At 42.3% G+C, this 18,392-nt stretch carries 15 protein-coding genes; 5 read left to right on the top strand and 10 right to left on the bottom strand.

Going from position 1 to position 18,392, the window contains the following annotated elements:
- Window positions 1-116: 116 nt before the first annotated feature.
- Both IQ276_RS07050 and IQ276_RS07055 read left to right on the top strand, forming a co-directional pair.
- Window positions 117-893, top strand: coding sequence for a class I SAM-dependent methyltransferase (locus IQ276_RS07050; protein ID WP_193922503.1), 777 nt, complete (start codon window positions 117-119; stop codon window positions 891-893).
- Between the two features lie 47 nt (window positions 894-940).
- On the top strand, window positions 941-1,495 hold the full coding sequence (locus IQ276_RS07055; RefSeq protein WP_199342205.1) for a hypothetical protein: 555 nt from the start codon (window positions 941-943) through the stop codon (window positions 1,493-1,495).
- Window positions 1,496-1,580: 85 nt separating this feature from the next.
- On the opposite strand, the gene IQ276_RS07060 is transcribed toward IQ276_RS07055, so the two are convergent.
- Complete coding sequence (locus tag IQ276_RS07060) at window positions 1,581-2,738, bottom strand: extracellular solute-binding protein (RefSeq protein ID WP_193925076.1); 1,158 nt, start codon at window positions 2,736-2,738, stop codon at window positions 1,581-1,583.
- Between the two features lie 354 nt (window positions 2,739-3,092).
- Here IQ276_RS07060 and IQ276_RS07065 point away from each other — a divergent pair, with 354 nt between their 5' ends.
- Window positions 3,093-3,467, top strand: a complete 375-nt coding sequence (locus IQ276_RS07065; RefSeq protein ID WP_073643782.1) for a hypothetical protein — start codon at window positions 3,093-3,095, stop codon at window positions 3,465-3,467.
- 284 nt (window positions 3,468-3,751) lie between these two features.
- On the opposite strand, the gene IQ276_RS07070 is transcribed toward IQ276_RS07065, so the two are convergent.
- The 3 genes from IQ276_RS07070 to IQ276_RS07080 all read right to left on the bottom strand — a co-directional run bounded on the left by IQ276_RS07070 (window position 3,752) and on the right by IQ276_RS07080 (window position 7,301).
- Window positions 3,752-5,023: a nicotinate-nucleotide--dimethylbenzimidazole phosphoribosyltransferase gene (locus IQ276_RS07070; RefSeq protein WP_235115496.1), complete on the bottom strand. Its 1,272-nt coding sequence runs from the start codon at window positions 5,021-5,023 to the stop codon at window positions 3,752-3,754.
- A gap of 231 nt (window positions 5,024-5,254) precedes the next feature.
- Complete coding sequence (locus tag IQ276_RS07075) at window positions 5,255-5,992, bottom strand: DUF2232 domain-containing protein (RefSeq protein WP_193920418.1); 738 nt, start codon at window positions 5,990-5,992, stop codon at window positions 5,255-5,257.
- A 643-nt stretch (window positions 5,993-6,635) separates the two neighbouring features.
- Entirely contained in the window at window positions 6,636-7,301 is a 666-nt protein-coding gene (locus IQ276_RS07080) for a Crp/Fnr family transcriptional regulator (RefSeq protein WP_190875594.1), read from the bottom strand.
- Window positions 7,302-7,851: 550 nt separating this feature from the next.
- Here IQ276_RS07080 and IQ276_RS07085 point away from each other — a divergent pair.
- A complete protein-coding gene (locus tag IQ276_RS07085; protein WP_235115497.1) occupies window positions 7,852-11,820 on the top strand; it encodes a hypothetical protein in 3,969 nt (1,322 codons plus the stop codon).
- A 298-nt stretch (window positions 11,821-12,118) separates the two neighbouring features.
- Window positions 12,119-12,766 carry a sugar transferase gene (locus IQ276_RS07090; protein ID WP_373690470.1) on the top strand — a complete coding sequence of 216 codons (648 nt, stop codon included), beginning with the start codon at window positions 12,119-12,121 and terminating at the stop codon, window positions 12,764-12,766.
- A gap of 123 nt (window positions 12,767-12,889) precedes the next feature.
- Here the strand turns inward: IQ276_RS07090 and IQ276_RS07095 are convergent, their stop codons facing one another.
- The 6 genes from IQ276_RS07095 to gmd form a co-directional block, all read right to left on the bottom strand.
- The gene (locus IQ276_RS07095) at window positions 12,890-13,726 is read right to left on the bottom strand and encodes a carbohydrate ABC transporter permease (RefSeq protein ID WP_193921990.1); all 837 of its coding nucleotides are present in this window, start codon (window positions 13,724-13,726) and stop codon (window positions 12,890-12,892) included.
- A 48-nt stretch (window positions 13,727-13,774) separates the two neighbouring features.
- Complete coding sequence (locus IQ276_RS07100; RefSeq protein ID WP_193921992.1) at window positions 13,775-14,116, bottom strand: hypothetical protein; 342 nt, start codon at window positions 14,114-14,116, stop codon at window positions 13,775-13,777.
- 234 nt (window positions 14,117-14,350) lie between these two features.
- Window positions 14,351-15,361 carry a catalase family protein gene (locus IQ276_RS07105; RefSeq protein ID WP_193921994.1) on the bottom strand — a complete coding sequence of 337 codons (1,011 nt, stop codon included), beginning with the start codon at window positions 15,359-15,361 and terminating at the stop codon, window positions 14,351-14,353.
- Window positions 15,362-15,401: 40 nt separating this feature from the next.
- Window positions 15,402-15,977, bottom strand: a complete 576-nt coding sequence (locus IQ276_RS07110) for a 5-formyltetrahydrofolate cyclo-ligase (protein WP_193921996.1) — start codon at window positions 15,975-15,977, stop codon at window positions 15,402-15,404.
- A gap of 49 nt (window positions 15,978-16,026) precedes the next feature.
- Window positions 16,027-16,971 (bottom strand): GDP-L-fucose synthase family protein, encoded by a 945-nt coding sequence (locus tag IQ276_RS07115; RefSeq protein WP_190875471.1) that lies wholly within the window; start codon window positions 16,969-16,971, stop codon window positions 16,027-16,029.
- Window positions 16,972-16,994: 23 nt separating this feature from the next.
- A complete protein-coding gene (gmd, locus tag IQ276_RS07120) occupies window positions 16,995-18,074 on the bottom strand; it encodes a GDP-mannose 4,6-dehydratase (protein ID WP_193921999.1) in 1,080 nt (359 codons plus the stop codon).
- Window positions 18,075-18,392 lie beyond the last annotated feature (318 nt).

The raw sequence follows: 18,392 nt of genomic DNA on the forward strand, positions 1-18,392 counted from the left end.
CTAAAAAATATATTGGACATGATTAAAAATCTTTTCTATTGTGATAACAGGCGATCGCCAACTCCAGGCACATACTTAAAGATTGACAAACCAATACACCAATAATTTCATCATTTATGAATAATCTTGTGATACCCGATCGTGATTGGGATAGTAATCTTTATCAAGATAAACACGCTTTCGTGTGGCAATATGGCGAAGACTTGTTGCAATTACTCAACCCTCAGCCAGGAGAATCCATTTTGGATCTCGGCTCTGGTACTGGACAACTCACAGAAAAAATTGCCCAAGCCGGTGCCCAAGTCTGGGGAATTGATAGCGCACCTGCAATGATTGAAAAGGCAAGAGAAAACTATCCCCACATCCGCTTTGATATTGCCGATGCGACAAATTTTCAAGTTGAACAGCCCTTTGATGCGGTGTTTTCTAACGCTGTATTGCATTGGGTGAAACAAGCAGATAGCGCGATCGCCTCCATACATCAAGCCCTAAAACCCAGAGGGCGTTTTGTGGCAGAATTTGGTGGGAAGGGAAATGTTTTGGCGATCGCCACAGCTTTATCCAACGCCTTAGAAGCAATTAATATCTCTGCACAAGCCCTAAATCCTTGGTATTTCCCTAGTATTGGTGAATACGCCACCCTATTAGAACAGCAAGGCTTTGATGTCATCTATAGCACCCTATTTGCTCGTCCTACTCCTTTAGCAGAAGGAGAAGCAGGTATGGCAAACTGGATTCAGATGTTCGCCAGCAGTTTTTTAACAGGACTTTCTGATGAGCAACAAATACAAGTAATTCGCGTCGTGGAGGAATATCTTAAGCCAACACTATATCAACAAGGAACTTGGATAGCAGACTATCGAAGAATTCGCATCGTTGCAATTAAACTTTAGACTGTGCGAATTTTAACTTGTGCCCTAATTACCAATTAGTATCAGTTATGCATATACCTAAATTGTGCGTAGACGCAAAGCGGCTTGTCGTCAAACATCGCCAGACATCATTTTCACTACTACTAACCATTAGTCTCACTGCTTTACTAGTCCCGCCTTCACTAGCCCAAACACCCCCAATACCGTCACCTTCTAGTGCGCCTTTAGAACTAGATTTATTGACCAAGCCAAAAGACTATATCATCACAGCTAACACCATTAACCCAGCACGATTAACGGTTCCCAGTTTATGGTGGGCGCAACAAAATGCTGAGAAAAAGCTATTAGATAATTGGATAGCATATCCAGCTTTTGATAAAGAACCTGCGCGAGTAGATTTGATAGTCAATCAGCAAATTTGGAGCTTATTAGACTATGTACAGCGCTATGATTTTGTGAATCGTTTAGGTAGCACTGCACGAAACTTTAGTTACAATGTGCGGGTATTTAATTATCAAAAAGAATCCTTAGGAACCTACACTTGTAACTTTAGTATCAGTCCAGCTTTATGCAGTATCCAGATGGGTAATCAGAACAAGATAGGGTTAGGGCGTTCTTTGTAGAAAAGGGAGTGGGGAGATGAGGGAGCAGGGGGAGCAGGGGGAGCAGGGGGAGAAAGAATAACCAATGCCCTATGCCCTATACCAATTAAACCTTAATTTTGGCGAATAAAGATTCGTATTGTTTGGTTGCTGATGGAGATAAGGGAAGTAAAAATTCGCTTCTATCTAAAACAGAGGGATCGCTTTGTAATAAACTCCTTAATGGTTTCTGAATATCAGAAGCCGTAATATTTGTAGAAATTGGTGAATTACTTTTGGTTAGTAGAGAAATTTGCTTAGCGGTGTTTGGTTGCCAACAAAAATTAATCCATTGATCTGATAAAGTATTTGTAGCAATACCTGCGGGACGTACCCATAAGTCTGCCCAAATTGCGGTTCCTGACTGGGGAATAATCGCCACAAGTTGCGGATAACGTCCTAGAATAGGTAGTACATCGCTTGACCAACCAACTGCTAGCCAAGTATCTCCCATAATTAAAGGTTCCAAGTAGTTAATGGAACTGTAAAACTTCACCTGTTGGTTTAATGTCTGTAATTCTTTTTCCAAGTCTGGCACTTGGTCAAGATTTTCTGTATTGTAAGATTTTCCTAGTTTCTTTAAAACCAAGCCAATAACTTCTCGTGGTTGATTGAGTAGGGAAATACGCTCCTGCAAGCCATCTCGCCACAAATCACTCCAATCTCTGGGCGTCCATCCCAATTTTTGTAACTTGTCACGGTTATAAACAATCACCGTGCTACCCCAGCGATAAGGCGCACCCCACACCTTTCCTTGAGCATCTAGGTTACCTTGGTCGTTGCGGGTTACCAATTTTTTCCACCTTTCATCCAAAGTAGACCACTGCTTTAATTGGTTTCCTTGTGAGTCTTGCAGTGGTTGAATTAATTTCTGCTCAATAGCTGCTTTTAGCCAATAATCTCCCAATGTCACTAGGTCAGCTGGAGGAGTTTTTTGATCTTGCCTAAAGGGTATAAAACGACTCCATCCTTGCTCATCATTGGCTTTTGGTTTCTGCTGCCAATTTTGTAATTGCCCAAATAAATCTTGTATCTGCTCCACAGGAGCAAACTTCAACTCGACTTTTTGCTGCAAATCTTTGTGGAATTGATTAACCACCTGACCTGGTATCGAACCTTTTAATAACTGTACTTTGAATTGAGTCTGGTTGTTTCCACTACAGCCAAAAAGCAGTTGTGAAATTGTCAGTGTACCAGTACCTAGCAAAAAAGACCGTCGATCCATTGATTTTGGATTTGAGATTTCTAATTACACCTATATTAAGCAGAGATTCACAGACAGTGACTGTCTCCAAAGTCGATTTAGAAAATTTTCAGCATTTTTTGTTGGTAATAACGATAAATTTGAGCATTTGACTCAAATTAGCGAGTTTTTATGCGAATCACTACCTGAAGATTAATTTTTCTCAATAATTTTCCTTAGTAGTACTTATGCTAAATCTTTACTTAATATTTAGAAGTAATGATTTAAATGTCACATTGCCACAAAAAATATGAATACTTAAATAATTCATAAGTATAGTTAAGATTCTCAGTAAATTGAATAACATAGAATCTAATGTGCCAATGAGGGTATTGAATGGAGCCATTACAAAAGCAAATCCTGATTTTGAGCCAAAAACTGGATGCCCTCTGCCAAGTAATTGAGCAGCTTGACATTAAAGTTGCTCAAGCTTTTTCAGAGTGTTCCTTAGCGAATACACAAGCAAAGGATAATTATCAGGAATATAGTGGTACTGGAGGCAACCAGTTAAAAGGACGTATCAGTTCAAATTCGGCAATGGAACACAAGGATGTATTAACAGATGGCATTTATTTAGATATGCACCGTCAAGGTGGAGATAACAACTTAACACCAGAAATTCAAATACAACGACTAACAGCGCAATTAACAGCAGCATACAATCGCATTGCTGCCTTGGAAGAACAATTACTTAGAGAAAGAATTCATTAAAAGAGAAGTCAGAATTCAGAATGGGCTACGCCCCGCTGCGCTAACAGAATTCAGCAATGCTTGAAGTGAGGGATTTTCAGCGATTGCCTGGAAACGCCACAAAGTTGAAAATTTGGTGTGGTGTTTTATCGTTTATACTTCTACGTAGAAGCAAGCTACATTCACCAGTTGTACTGCAATTCAATTTATTTTTCTGACTATTAACTCCTGAATTCTTTCTTGTTAATTTAGTCAATATTCGTGAGTTCAAATATTAACCGGAGCTTGATAAGTTTCCGGTTTTACTATTGGTAATTAACCAAGCTCAGCCGTTCAAGTTGGGCTTCAATGGCTGTTAAAAGTTGGTGTTGCTGCCAATCTTGGCAAAGATGAGCAGCTATGCAAGCTGCTCCAGCACCCATACCTTCTTTGACAAAGCCCTGCTCATAAGCTCTCAGTTGGGGATAACGAGAATCAGTAAAGTTGAGAGCAGTTGCTAATAGGGGAGGAGTTGTTGCAATCTGAGTTGAACTGCTTTTACCTATGCTCAAGGCTAAGTCAACAGTAGCGCCGGTAGGATCTTCTGCTACCCAGCGCGTTGTACCCACAACTACTTCTTCTGGTTGCCATGATAAACCGTAAGCTTGAGCGATCGCACTCATTAGCGCATAAACCGCCAGCATTTGCGTCCCTCCAGCCAGCATAACACCACAATTACGACTAGCAGCGATCGCCATTCCAGCCACCACCACTTGCATCGGATCGCCCACGGCGGCGACGAGTTTTAAGGGATCGGGTGGGGGAAGTGGGGGAGATGAGGGAGATGAGGGAGATGGGGGAGATGGGGGAGATGAGCCAGACAAGGTAAAATTTTCTTCCTTGTTCCCCTTTTCTTTATCTCCCTCATCCCCCTCATCCTCCTCATCCCCCTCATGTCTCTTCATCTTTTCCAGCCCAGCTTGCACTAGTGCCCACTTTTGGGCGTGGTTACAAACAGGGTGGCTACTGTTAACTTTTCCGGCAGCTTCTATGCCTAAACCAGTTAAAATTGCCAGAGCAGTTGTAGTGCCTCCAACGACGCATTCACCGATAATCAAATATCCCTGTTGGATATTGGCAGCAAGGCGTTCTCCCCAAAGTAGCCCTTGTTCGAGCAAGTGGTGTACCGTTGTGATTTCCATAGCATTCCCTCCACTTAAACATTTAGCAGGAGTGCCACCCAAATCAATTACTGGCACAGCAGGAACCTGGGGTAAACCAGCATTAAATAAATGCACGGGTATTTTTAGTGACTCAAAGACAGCGCGAGAAATCAACACAGGCGAAGCCCCAGCCGCCAACGGTGGTAAGGGATATTGGGATTTATGTTCTGCGCCATAATACAAAAACTCGGCATCCGCACAAGCAGTATATTTTCGATCTTCTGGAGTGCGACCGGCTGCTGAAATCCCTGGAATCAAACCAGTTTCAGTAAATCCTAAAACGCAGGCAAATACAGGTAGATAACCACGATACCGTCGCAGCCATTCTTCACCCTGTTGTTTTTGGGTATAAATACGAATTTGGGAATTGGGCATGTGCAGATGGGGAGCAGGGGAGGCAGGGGAGGCAGGGGAAGCAGGGGAGGCAGGGGAAGAATAACTCTTAACTCTTAACTCAGTACTGCTAATGACAAATAACTATCCCAATACTGCGTAGGTTTTGGAATTTCTTGGTTGAGGCAAGCTGTTCAATAGTCGGGGGAGAAATGTAGGCAGGGGAAGTTTTGCCTCCCCTGCCTCCCCTGCTTATCCGAGCAGTATTGATAACTATCCTTCATAATCCATAAGGACTTGCACCCAGTGTGGTGGGCGGGGAATGGGGTTGCCCAGGCGGTCAAAAAGCAGCCATGCAGCTAGGTGTACTACAAAGAGGTAGATAAAGTTGTTGAGTACAATCAAAGCGATCGCGCCTATTTGAATCAAAAACACACTGGGACTCGCCAATAAACTCAACTTTAGAAATACCCACTCGATAAACTCAGTCACCTGGGTAATTACATAAACCCAGAGGTCTTCACCTGATAACACAGATAATAACCACAACCGAAAAAAGACTCCCAAAGTACCCAACAGCGTACCCAAGGTGATGGAAACTATCCAGGGAACACGACGACGATACCACGTCGCACCTAAAAGCACGCCCATAAAGCCGTAGGGCATGACAAATAGCAAACTGCGGGCTGGCCCCATCAGTACTGTCAGCAGCAACCCAGAAGTGAGTGCTGCCATCCATGCTGCTCGTCTGTCCCAACGGAGATAAACTAGAGCGATCGGCACTGGAAAAAATATCCGCAAAACTGGGCCTAAAGGAAAGTAAAAATTAATAAACCAAATTAGGCTAGCAGTACTGGCTAAAAAGGCTGTTTCCACCATCCTCAAGGGCGTATCAGCCTTAAGTTGAGGACGGCTTAATTCTTGTTTGTCTAACCAATGATTGGCGGGAGTTTCAGATTCTGGTGATGGTTCGTCTTCTGGCTCATCGGGCAGAGAATTTAAAATGCTCATATTTTGACAAGTTTTAACGTGTCGCGGAAGTCCCCACCCTATGAGTACATTGAGGGTGGGGATGAGGAGTCGTCAATCTTAGGACTAGGCAGCCTGTCGATCCAATCCTCAACCAACTGCGTAACTGTTTTTTCTTTGCTTTGTGCATAAGCCTTAAGTTTGTCGTTCCGTTTCTGCGATAACCTAACTCTGATGGATCTTTCTTTCATGAAGTATCACTGCTATGGATACATATATATTATGATCTCAATGGTCGATGACCCACCCAAACGGCTCATAACAAACGGTCACAGTAGCAGTAATATGCTATGCCTTGTCTAAGAGCGTGAGAAAGGGGGAAAGATTCCGGTCACTGGTTCGCCTATCTACTAAGGCGGTAAAAGATAAGCCACACAGGAATGTACGGTAAAACAATCAAAGTGCCTATGGAAGATGGGCGGCTGCCTGTGGACGCTGTGTAAGACCAGACGCTCGATGACTCGCTACCGCTACGCTATCATCGGGTTTAGTTCCGAACTCCTAGCAATAGGAATACCTAACGTGGCAACGGCGAATTAGACGGGAAACCCGAAAGACGAATAAGACCGTCATTGTTGTAGTTGAAATTGGAAGCCCCTTTTTCAGCGAAGCAAAAAGGGGTACTTCACACTATCATTCTTTCCAAGGCTGACATATCGGGAATACAGATAATGTCTTGATCCCGTTTAATCAAGCCTTTTTTTTCTAGTTTTGTCAATACCCGCGTCACCGTTTCCCGTGCCAGTCCGCTCAAACTACTCAATTCCCGATGAGGTAAATTCGGGATTTCAGTTCCTGTTTGCCCTTTTTTTCCCTGTCCTTCTGCCAAAAACAGCAATGTATCTGCTACCCGTGACTGACTATGAGATTCCCGCAAACGTAATCGGCGATTCACTTGCTGTAAGCGCTCTGCCATTAGTGTTGCTAATCGGAGTCCTGCCAAGGGTTCCGTTTTAAGTAAATTGCTAAAATCTGAAGCAGGCATACTGCCAATTACCGTTGGGGTTAGGGTAATGACATCAGTAGTTCGACGTTTTTCACTTAGAACCGCCATTTCACCAAACAATTCTTCTTTGCCAAGAATATTCAGTGTTACCTCTTTCCCTTCTAAATTATAAGTACGAATTTTTACCCATCCCTCTCTGATAAAATACACAGCACCACCCCAGTCATTCTCTAGTACGATCACTTGATTAGCTGGGTGAGTGCGGGTTACAAGATGGGTAAGGGCTGTTTCCACAACTGCTTCTGGCAAACCCTCAAAAAAGCAGGGCACATATCGGTCTTCCATTAGGGCATTTTTATTCAAGCTGCTATATACAAACGACATACAAGAGCATTCTTTTAAGCCTAAGCTATCAGAGCACAGCCACCTTTCAACAATAAAAATAACCTATGCTACACAAAAAAAGCGATCGGAGCGTTTTTCTAAACAATTTTCACCTATGGGTTTAAATAGGTTAAAAGTTTTGTCAAAACTAGTTACAGCCTGCTGAAGTATTACTTAGGGAGTACCTGTGCTGTAAACTTGATTACTCTTGGTTACTTAAAAATATAAGCAAACAACATTCATCATACTCAAGCTAGTAAATTATTGCTCACATATTTTAGCGGTTTTGAGCAATCAAGCTAAGCTTGTTAAACAAACACTGACTGAAGATTGCCACTCCTCCCAGTAATCCATAACATAATGAGAGTCACAAGTCCAAGTAGCGGCTCCTGCCACTCAAAACTTCTCCTATGGGAGACGCTGTGCGTAGCTTGCTTCCCCGTAGGGGCACGGTGACTGTAAAGTAATTGTCACATTAGTTGACATAAAGTTCTAGCTAAGGTATAGAAAAGTGACTTCCAGTGCAGATGAAATTCAAAAGCTGATTGCAGACATTGACAACTTACTTGCCAGTGGTGGTAAGCGCCTGTCTAGGTTTTTCCCTGGTCAGGGACAAGAACCTAAAGAGGTTTTAGAACGAATTCGGGACTTTTTGGTGAGACTACGAGAAAAAGAAGCATTAGAGGGCGGTATCCAAAATCAATCTTTGAGAGAACCGCGATCGCCCTTGGCGTTGGCGGAGCCATCGCCTTTATTAACAAAATTTACCGATCAAAGCCATAACCAGCTTTTATTACCACCATCCGAACCCACTCAAGAACACAGTACCGTTGAAGCAGGGGAATTAAAAACTGAATTTTCCAAATTGATACAGCCATTAAGGGCCGAATTAGAAGGACTATTACAAGAACGAGCCACTCTCGTCCAAGAAATTCGGCAGTTAGAACAAAAGCGATTGCAAAACTACTCCCTGGCGCAGCAGTTGACAAACCAAGAGCAGATGATTACCGAGTTTTTACAGGTACTCATGAGTCGCCTTGTGCCAACTTTAACGCCATTGGTAGCACAGACTTTAGCTAATTCCCCCAGTTCTTCAGCAGGAATCGATCGCCCAAACTCACAACCAGTATCTTTTGCAACTCAACCTTTTTTAGAATCCCCAGACCGTGTAGAGCAGTTAACACAGCTGGCTCAGGAGTTAGATCAACGCTTACTATCACTAGATGGGACTGTGAATGTTGTTTTTGAGGCACTACAACGCAACATTAACACCTATTACGAGTCTTTATCCCAAGCACTGGCAAGAATGCATAGCAAGGGAATGCAGGGCGAACAGTTGATGGCCAGCTTTCTCAACAATTTAACCCAGTATTTGCAGCAACAATCCCCTAGTTCCCAGTCATCTCTTCTGGAGGGAGAAGCTGAAACACCACCTGCATCACTAGCTTACCCAACTGATATCGATGCTGAATTTCCACTTCTAGAACTGATACAGCCAGAAACTTCGTCAATTAATCCTGAGCAACAAACTACTACTCTCACAGAAGATTTAGATGCAGTGCTGTTGCAGCTTGGCTTAGAGTCGTCTCAATCTTCCGAAAGTCCAGCTGAATTACCGGAAGATATTTCTGCGTTAATTGCTGATGAAGTAGATCAACTTTATGCCAGTTTGTTTGGTACTGGTAGTGATTCATCAAGTTCTGTTACAACTCCTCCATCAACTTTGAATACCCCTGAGGAGACACCTGTTCTCCCCCCCACTGTTGATTCTGAGGTTGTGACACCTGATACATCTTTGGAAAAATCAGACACAGATTTTTTCGATCTCAGCAATGCTCAGGATGCTATAGAAACTAAAGATTCAGCGGAAGGACTATTTTTTGCAGAGGATACTGACCTAGCCTTGCCACCAGTAATTTCCGTAGCAGAGAGTTTGCCTTTGGAACTCAGCAATCAGCCAGAAGTTGCTGATACAATTAGCACCTTAACTGATTTATTACCTGATGTAGGTAATGAACAGCAACTTCTGGAAGTACCATCAGCTGTGAATAATGCCACAACTACAGCACCACTTACTCCAGAAATACCAGAAATTGCGATCGCCACAGATGCCACAAGCGATCGCCTTGAACCCTCTTTAGATAACTATATTCCAGCTTCGCCACAAGAAAACCTACTTTCTTTAGAGTCAAATCAGACTCCAGTCATCCCTGATATTTCCTTAGATGAAGAACAGTTGCAGCAATTAGACCTGGATTTGGCTAATTTTGATCGACAGCTAAATTCTGACTTGCAACCAGCTAGTAACTTAGATATTTCTCAGGAATCTGTTGCTACAATCCAAGACACAATCCCCACAATTTCCCCTGAGCAAGGGCTAGAAAATCTCCAAATAGCAACAAACAGTCTGGCAGTTCCCCAGATAGAAACTAACTTAGATTTAGACCCAAAAACTGAAAAAAAAAAGCAAGAGACAACTCCTGTTTCAGAAAGTTATTTACCTCCCAATTCCAACTCGATAAACAATATAGAAGTTTCATCCAAAGTTCTGGAATCAGTGTGGTATTTAGGAATTGATTTGGGTACAACAGGAATTTCCGCTGCATTGTTAAATAGTTCTTCTTTGGTTGTACATCCTATCTACTGGTCAGCAGAAAATCCACCGGGAACAAGTTCTTTTCAGCAATCGTTTCGTTTACCAACAGAGGTTTATCTGCCAACAGCTTCTGTACCCCACGGGGAAAATGAAAGTATCGAATCACATGAGCAGACAGCACCTGCGGCTGTTGCCCAAGATAAGAATCCTGCGCCACCCAACTCCACAGCAGATTCAACAAACAATCTTTATTCGGCGCAGTTGAAACCTTATTTACAAGTAGCCATTCCCTACAAGAGTGAACGCCAAAAATGGGAACCTGTTTTGCAATTAAATGAATTTTCGGCAGGGCCTTTAATTTGGGTTGTGCGATCGCTCTCTAAACTGCTGTTAACTCTCAAGCGCGATCGAGCTAGTACCACTCCTAGTTTAATGGCTGCTGCTGTTGGGATTAGCGAACAAAATTTTCCTCAGATTATTAATAATATTGCTGGTGTAATTTGCACTTGTCCATCTAGTTGGTCAGAACAATATCGCTTCAACGTCAGAGAAGCTGTACTCACTAGCAAGCTGATCCGACATCCCCAGCAAGTCTTTTTTGTCGAAGAAGCGATCGCTAGTCTACTTCCAGAACTTGATGCTGCTAAGGGTGAGCAAATAAAATTAAAATTAAACCAAGACCAAGATTCTCATCCTGCAAAAACCAGCGAAAATTCCCTTGTGGGCAACACCCTTGTGATTAATATTGGCGCAGCTGCTACAGAAATGTTGCTAGTCGATGTACCAGAAACCCTAGCACAATTGACATACAATGATTTCATGCTGCACAGTTTTGCTTATGCTGGCAAGGGAATTGAACAAGACATTATCTGTCAGCTGCTTTTGCCACCTAAATCTCGCCAGTCACGTTTAGAAAGCGAAAGCGAGAGTAAAACTGCCACCACTAATCCCTGGCAATGGCAACCGTCAATTCCCGGTTTAGACCAAATGCATTGGCAGACTTTGGGATTGGAAGAATTAGAACTACCCAGAGTTGGCGAACCGGATATCACGGCTCGAATTCGTCTCCAGCAGCGCCTAGAAAGTTCTTTGCTGGGACAGGCGGTATTAGATGCAGCACTAGCTTTGAAGCTGATTTTACAACACCAAGACACTTTTACCTTGGAATTAGCCGATCAGCGATGGATTTTACGGCGACGAGACTTAGAAAGCCAAGTATTTATCCCCTTTGTCCGCCGTTTGAACCGCGAACTGAACAAATTATTGGTAGCTCGTGGTATTCCCACAGAAGCAATTAATCAAGCTATCCTCACTGGTGGAGTAGCTTGTATCGGGACGGTGAACCGTTGGCTACGGCAAAAACTCCCCAGCGCGAAAATTATTCAAGATTTATATCTCGGCGAAAACGGCGCTCCTAATTGCAGTCGAGTTGCCTATGGTTTGGCGATGCTACCTTTGCATCCCCAGATATTAGATATACCCAGACAACAATACACTGATTATTTCCTGTTTACAGAATTGCTGCGCCTGCTACCAGATCGACCCTTATCTTTCGGTGAAGTTATCCAGCTATTTGAGGGTCGTGGAATCAATACCCGCAGTTGTCAGCAACGCCTGTTAGCTTTTTTGGAAGGTGAATTACCTTCCGGTTTGATACCTTCAGTCATAGACTCAACTTGGCTCACCCAGACTTCCCAAGAAAATCCTGACTATCAGGCGATCGCCACTGCACCACTTTTTGAAAAACAAGGCAGTCTCACCTATCGTCCCAATTCCCAACAACTTTTGTCTTTGCGTCGCTATCTCGATGCAATCAAGGCTAGCAATCAGCAATCACTTGAGGAACCATATACAGTAAATTTTGCCCTAGAAGTTCATAATTAAGGTTAGTGCCGCTACAAGCAGCCAAATTGTGAGTAAAAGTATGGTTTACTCACAAAATTTTGTGTCTGGTTCTAATAGCATTATTTTTGGTTTTTTTACAGGAAAATACTGGAAATTTACAATATGCCTGGTTAATTGAAAGATTCTGTAAACTTTAGGTTTTCGGTTTTTTTCTAGTTAGACTTTTGTGTATGTTAGCACTCAGTAGAGACGACAAAAACATTAAAAGTCCTATAAAGATTATGTCGATGTCTGCACTACTGATGCAAAAATTCCTGTTGTAGTTCAGCTAACTCTTGTGATTTATTCTTATTCCCTTGATTGCTCGCAACAGCCGTCACATCCCTCAACTGTAAGCTTGGCAAAACGATTAATTGACATTGTTGGAGCCATTGTCGGGCTGATTATTACATTTTTTGTAGCGATTCCCGTAGCAGTTGTTACCTTGATTTCCGATCCAAATCCAATATTTTATTCTCAAATTCGCTGCGGTTTGAATGGAAAACCCTTCCGGATGTGGAAATTCCGTTCTATGGTTATGGATGCCGATAAACTCAAGTATTTAGTTGAAAATCAAGCCAAAGGTCACATCTTTAAATCTGTTGACGATCCTCGAATTACTCCTGTGGGTAAATTTTTGCGGCGTACTAGCTTAGACGAATTTCCACAATTTTGGAATGTCTTGGTAGGGGACATGAGCTTAGTAGGTACTCGTCCACCAACTCTTGATGAAGTCAAGCATTACGATGCACACCACTGGGATAGATTGCGAGTCAAGCCAGGCATTACTGGAGAATGGCAGGCTAATGGACGCTCAAGCATCACAGACTTTGAAACCATTGTCAAGATGGATATAGATTATCAACGTAAGTGGTCTGTAACTTACGACTTGAGTCTAATTATGAAAACAATTTGGGTAGTTTTGAAAAAGACTGGTGCTTATTGAATTGGGCATTGGGCATTGGGCATTGAAGATTGGTTATTTCTTCCCCTGCCTCCCCTGCTCCCCCTGCCTCCCCTGCTCCCCCTGCTCCTTCTACTCCCTCATCCCCGCGTCCCCGCGTCTTCTTCACCCCTTCACCCCGCTACCAGTTTCCGTGGGTACAATGTAACGTTGTAAAAACACAAATAGTAATAATACTGGGGCGATCGCAATTACAGAACCAGCTGCTACCAACCGCCAATCAAGGGAAAATGTACCTGCTAGCTTGGCGACTCCCAAGGGAAGGGTGTATAAATTTTCGTCTTGGATGACAATTAAAGGCCACAAAAAGTCACTCCAAGCACCAATAAATACAAAAATAGCTAAAGTTACTAATGCTGGGCGAATTGCTGGTAACATCACATACCACCACAAACCTAACTCCGAGCTGCCATCCATACGGGCAGCTTCTTCTATTTCTTTGGGAACGCTGATGAAAGCTTGGCGCAATAGAAAAATCCCAAAGGCAGAAGCTAAGCTGGGAAAAATCATCCCTAAATAAGTATTTCTCAAACCCAACTGGACTGTCAAAATGTAAAGAGGAATCATCACAATCTGGAAGGGAATCATAATCGTAGAGACAATGGCCACAAAAATCCAGTCTCGCCCCACAAATGATAACCTTGCCAAGGGATAGGCAGCTAAAGCGCAAAACAGCAGATTTAAGCCAACAGTCAGCACTGACACCAAGGTGCTGTTATATAAATATTGTCCAAAAGGTAAAGATTGCCAAACACTAGAAAAGTTATCCAGTGTAGGCGACGCAGGCAACAACTGTGGCGGCGACTGCAAAATATTTTCCGTAGGTGATTTTAAGGCTGTGCTGATTAGCCACAGCAAAGGAAAGAGCATCACCAGTGCGATCGCTCCCAATAGCGTATACATTAGCAGAATTTGCGATCGTGATTTTTTAGAGTTCAGCATTTGATTGATTACGAATTTTCCTTTGTAATTCAATAGGAATGTAAACACTCACGTGACTTGTTGCTTCTTTTGAAAAATATTTAACGTGTATCTGGCTCTAGTTTTCAGAATATTTAACTGGTCAACCTGTGCCAATAATCTGTCTAAAATCTCACTTTCTTCGTTTGATAAATGATTTTCAGAATTTTTATTTAATAAGTCTTGTAATTGGATCTGAACTTTGGGAAATAAGGAATTTTCTGCTAAAGCTTGTAACTCTTCTTTACTTAAACCAATCAATAATTCAGAATCTATAGATAAATTGGTTAGCTGTTGGTAAGTTTCTAAATCTAACAGTACACCAATTTTTTCTCCCTCTGCATTAGTAACATATTGAACTGAGTCAGACATGGATTTAATTAAAAGTTTGATTAATTTTATCGTAACCTATCATCAAAAATCTGGTTGAATAAAAATAAAAACTTAGTAAATGTAGGGTGCGTTATGCCGTAGGCTAACGCACCATCAACAATTCAAGGTGCGTTGCGCCGCGCGACAACCACATCTCCAATTCCTTCTGAATTCTGAATTCTTACTCCTGAATTCTGCTGTATCATTCTACAGTTTGAAATCAAATTATAGTGGTTAATCTTCAACCTCTACATAAGGCTGTGGTTCCCGCAAGCGTTTGGCAATTTGTTCTCGCCGATACTTTGCAAGTTCGCTATAAAGCTTTTTGCGAGAAAGATTCACACTGCCAACAGGCTCATGCTCAAGTAATGTATGCCAAGGGCTAAACAATGTACCCTCATCTAAACGTTTGCGTTCTTCAAAATCAAATTTCTGACTGGGAATGCGGACAGTTGCAACTTTAATAAACGGTGAATCTGCTTCTTGCCATTCTTTAACGTGGTCTTCAATTGGGGTTTTGTCATCATCTACATAAAACTGAATCAGGAAGTCAAAAGATGCTTCTTGACCTTCTACTGTTAAATGCTTGACTATTGCTTCCCGGAGGTAGTTTTCGGATTCTGGAAGTGTTTCTGGAGGCTGTTCAATCTGTTGAGATTTTACAGACAATTTGACAATCTTATCGCCAAATTTAAACGGAGCCATGCTCCAATATTGAATCAAAAGTGGATTGCCTACGTTCTTACTAGTAATTTTTTGTAACAAAGCGAAGGCATAACCCAGTTCCTGTATCCGTTCTGGAGTAAGTTGTCCACTACCTGCTTTAAAGATATCAGCGTAATCACGAATATCTTTGGTAAAGAAAGTAGGATAACTGTTGAGTACAAAGTCTTGAGTTTTTTCTTCATCATCCAGTACTTTTTGCCCGTCTACATTCATCACCTTAATGCCAATACCGCGAACATCAGGTTGGGTATCGGAGCGAAATTTTCCACGCTTTTCAGGCGCACCACCGCTAGAGAAACGAATCCAAGCAGGATAGGTTTGGGGCGTTTTGAACAAACCTACTCTCAAGTCTTCAGGAAGATTGGGTTCAATAATAAACTCTGCCCAAAGCAGTCCATGACTTTTACTATGAATTTGGCGCAGATCTGGGCCTGTTTGTTGTTGAGCTTGGAGGCTAGTTGCTACAATCTCATCAATCATTGCTGACTGGTCAGTGGTAGATGATACTGGATTACTCATGAAAAATATTTAATGATGTTTCTTCATCATCCTCAACCCTTCAGTCTTTCTGAGTCAACCCAGTTTCGGTTAAGATACTTGTTAAGGGTTTATCCCAAGGTTCGATAGGTAGCTGGGGTAAATACGCAAAATCAAACACAATTCCCACAGTGGGCTTTGTCAACCACTCCGGTGAACTGAGTAGGCGATCGTAATATCCTCCGCCATAACCCAGGCGATATCCTTGATCGTCACAAGCTACACTGGGAATAAGAATCAAATCTACTTCCGTCGGGTCTAAGGTTGGGGCATCGGGATGGGGTTCAGTAATGCCATAAGCCCCACTTTGCAGAGAATCTTCAGGTGTCCAAATATGCCAAGATAGGGATTGATTAACGCAGCGAGGAAATCCCCAACGGTATTTGGTGTTTGTAAATAGTGGACTGAGGTCGGGTTCTTGGCGAAAACTAAAATAAGCAAGTATTGTTTTTGCTTGGGCGAACAAAGTAGAGTTTTCTAAATGAGAGCAAATGCGATCGCTTTTTTCTCTCCACTCCCAGACAGACATTGATTGGCGTGTTTTGAGTAGAGTACGGCGTAGTTTTGCTTTATTTAGTTGATGATTAACTGTGTCCACATTTAAAATTTACTCAAAAAAGCTAGGGTGGGCACTACCCACCCTAAGATTATGCAGCGTGTTGACGATACCACTCAATGGTATTCTTCAGCCCTTGCTCAAAGCTGATTTGAGCAGTGAAATTAAAGGCAAGCTTCGCACGTTCAGTATCTAAACGGCGTCTAGGTTGACCATTTGGCTTATCAGTTTGCCAAACAATCTCACCCTTAAACTCCATTAATTGGGAAATCAGAGTCACTAAATCAAGAATCGAAATTTCATCACCCGTTCCTAAATTTACTGGTTCTGATTCGTTATAAAATTGGGTGCCCATAACAATCCCCCGCGCTGCATCTTGTGAATACAGAAACTCGCGGGTGGGACTACCATCACCCCAAACTAGTAGTTGCTTTTCTCCTTGAATTTGGGCTTCGTGAACCTTGCGAATTAACGCCGGAATCACATGAGAACTTCCGGGATCAAAATTATCTTCCGGCCCATACAAATTCACTGGCAGCAAATAAATACCATTAAAACCATACTGCTGGCGATAAGCTTGCAATTGCACTAAAAGCGCTTTTTTGGCAATTCCGTAAGGGGCGTTGGTTTCCTCTGGGTAGCCATTCCACAAGTCATCTTCTTTGAATGGTACTGGGGTGAATTTTGGATAGGCACAGATAGTACCAACACAGACGAATTTTTCGACTCCCCCTTGATATGCAGCATGGATTAGCTGGGTTCCCATGATCAAGTTATCGTAGAATAACTCTGCGGGTTTTTGCTGGTTGAGACCGATACCACCAACATGAGCTGCTAAATGGATAATGATGTCTTGCTGGTCAACTGCACGTTGGCAATTTTCCCAAACCCGCAAATCGCAATCACGCGATCGCACTACTCTAATCTTCTCACCATCAGCCCCTGCTTGACACAACTGATCGATCACCTGACGACCGAGAAAGCCTGACCCACCAGTGACGAGAATGCGTTTATTTTTGAGTTCTAAGGCGGTCATATTTTTATCCTCTGTAGTCCGAATCAGAAATGCAAAGCGCCCATTTCTTGACGAAGAGTCGCAATATCATGTGGAAATTGCGAACCATTTCCATTGGGTGAAGTGTAACCCAAGGCTTGCAGGTCTGCTTCTACCATTAAGGAAACTAGTTGCTCAAAGGTTACCGATGTTTTCCAGCCTAACTTCTGCTGTGCTTTGCTAGAATCCCCAATCAACAACTCTACCTCCGCAGGACGCAGATAGCGTTCGTCAAACTCGACATAATCTTGCCAATTGAGATTGACATAATTAAATGCCAATTCGAGAAACTCCCGTACTGAGTGGGTTTCGCCAGTTGCAATTACATAATCGTCTGGTTGGTCTTGCTGCAACATCAACCACATTGCTTTGACGTAATCTTTGGCATAGCCCCAATCTCGTTTGGAGTCGAGATTTCCCATGTAAATCTTTTTCTGTTTTTTGGCAACGATGTTGGCTACTGCCATCGTAATTTTACGGGTGACAAAGGTTTCACCGCGTCGTGGTGATTCGTGGTTAAAAAGTATGCCGTTACAAGCAAACAAATTGTAAGATTCACGATAATTTATTGTTTGCCAGTGGGCATATACTTTGGCGCAAGCATAAGGACTGCGCGGATAAAATGGTGTTGTTTCACTTTGCGGTATTGCTTGCACTAATCCGTACATTTCTGAAGAACCCGCTTGGTAAAACCGCACTTGTATTCCGGTACGGTGTTGATAGTCTCGAATTGCTTCTAACAAACGCAGTGTCCCCATTCCCACTGAATCTACAGTGTATTCTGGGGAGTCAAAGCTGACTCTGACATGGGATTGAGCGCCGAGGTTGTAAATTTCTACTGGTTGTACTTCTTCTAAGATACGTCGCAGTGTTGTTCCATCAGTCAAATCACCGTAGTGAAGAAACAACTGCACTCCTTGTTTGTGCGGATCTTCGTAGATGTGATCGATACGGTCTGTGTTGAAGGTGGAAGTCCGGCGAATTATCCCATGAACTTCATAACCTTGTTCTAGCAAATACTCACTCAGGTATGAACCATCTTGACCCGTAATACCAGTTATTAACGCTCGTTTTTTTTGCGTCATGCTCAACTATCCCTTATTGTCTTTGATTAAAATGTTACAGACGATATGATACAACCTAGCAGGTAATTGCTGAATTGCCTACATAGTAAACCTACCAGTTCTAATCGATCGTGTAACTTTTAAGTAAATAAATATACTTAAGAACAAGTTGTTGAACCAATAAGAATTTACTTCATAAATTCAACATTTTTTAATAATTATTAATAGTAATTTTATCATCATTTAACTTGTCAAAGTTTGATACATCTCTGATTTTTGTGAAAACTCAATAAACTTTTGCCATCCAGTCTTGTGATGTTTTGAAAAAGAGGTATGGAA

It is taken from the genome of Desmonostoc muscorum LEGE 12446, assembly GCF_015207005.2.
GTDB lineage: Bacteria > Cyanobacteriota > Cyanobacteriia > Cyanobacteriales > Nostocaceae > Nostoc > Nostoc muscorum.

What these genes read in the sequence shown, in the direction of transcription:
- IQ276_RS07050 (WP_193922503.1), top strand. Translation starts at nt 117, where the DNA reads ATGAATAATCTTGTGATACCCGATCGTGATTGGGATAGTAATCTTTAT.
- IQ276_RS07055 (WP_199342205.1), top strand. Translation starts at nt 941, where the DNA reads ATGCATATACCTAAATTGTGCGTAGACGCAAAGCGGCTTGTCGTCAAA.
- IQ276_RS07060 (WP_193925076.1), bottom strand. Translation starts at nt 2,738, where the DNA reads ATGGATCGACGGTCTTTTTTGCTAGGTACTGGTACACTGACAATTTCA.
- IQ276_RS07065 (WP_073643782.1), top strand. Translation starts at nt 3,093, where the DNA reads ATGGAGCCATTACAAAAGCAAATCCTGATTTTGAGCCAAAAACTGGAT.
- IQ276_RS07070 (WP_235115496.1), bottom strand. Translation starts at nt 5,023, where the DNA reads ATGCCCAATTCCCAAATTCGTATTTATACCCAAAAACAACAGGGTGAA.
- IQ276_RS07075 (WP_193920418.1), bottom strand. Translation starts at nt 5,992, where the DNA reads ATGAGCATTTTAAATTCTCTGCCCGATGAGCCAGAAGACGAACCATCA.
- IQ276_RS07080 (WP_190875594.1), bottom strand. Translation starts at nt 7,301, where the DNA reads ATGGAAGACCGATATGTGCCCTGCTTTTTTGAGGGTTTGCCAGAAGCA.
- IQ276_RS07095 (WP_193921990.1), bottom strand. Translation starts at nt 13,726, where the DNA reads ATGCTGAACTCTAAAAAATCACGATCGCAAATTCTGCTAATGTATACG.
- IQ276_RS07100 (WP_193921992.1), bottom strand. Translation starts at nt 14,116, where the DNA reads ATGTCTGACTCAGTTCAATATGTTACTAATGCAGAGGGAGAAAAAATT.
- IQ276_RS07105 (WP_193921994.1), bottom strand. Translation starts at nt 15,361, where the DNA reads ATGAGTAATCCAGTATCATCTACCACTGACCAGTCAGCAATGATTGAT.
- IQ276_RS07115 (WP_190875471.1), bottom strand. Translation starts at nt 16,971, where the DNA reads ATGACCGCCTTAGAACTCAAAAATAAACGCATTCTCGTCACTGGTGGG.
- gmd (WP_193921999.1), bottom strand. Translation starts at nt 18,074, where the DNA reads ATGACGCAAAAAAAACGAGCGTTAATAACTGGTATTACGGGTCAAGAT.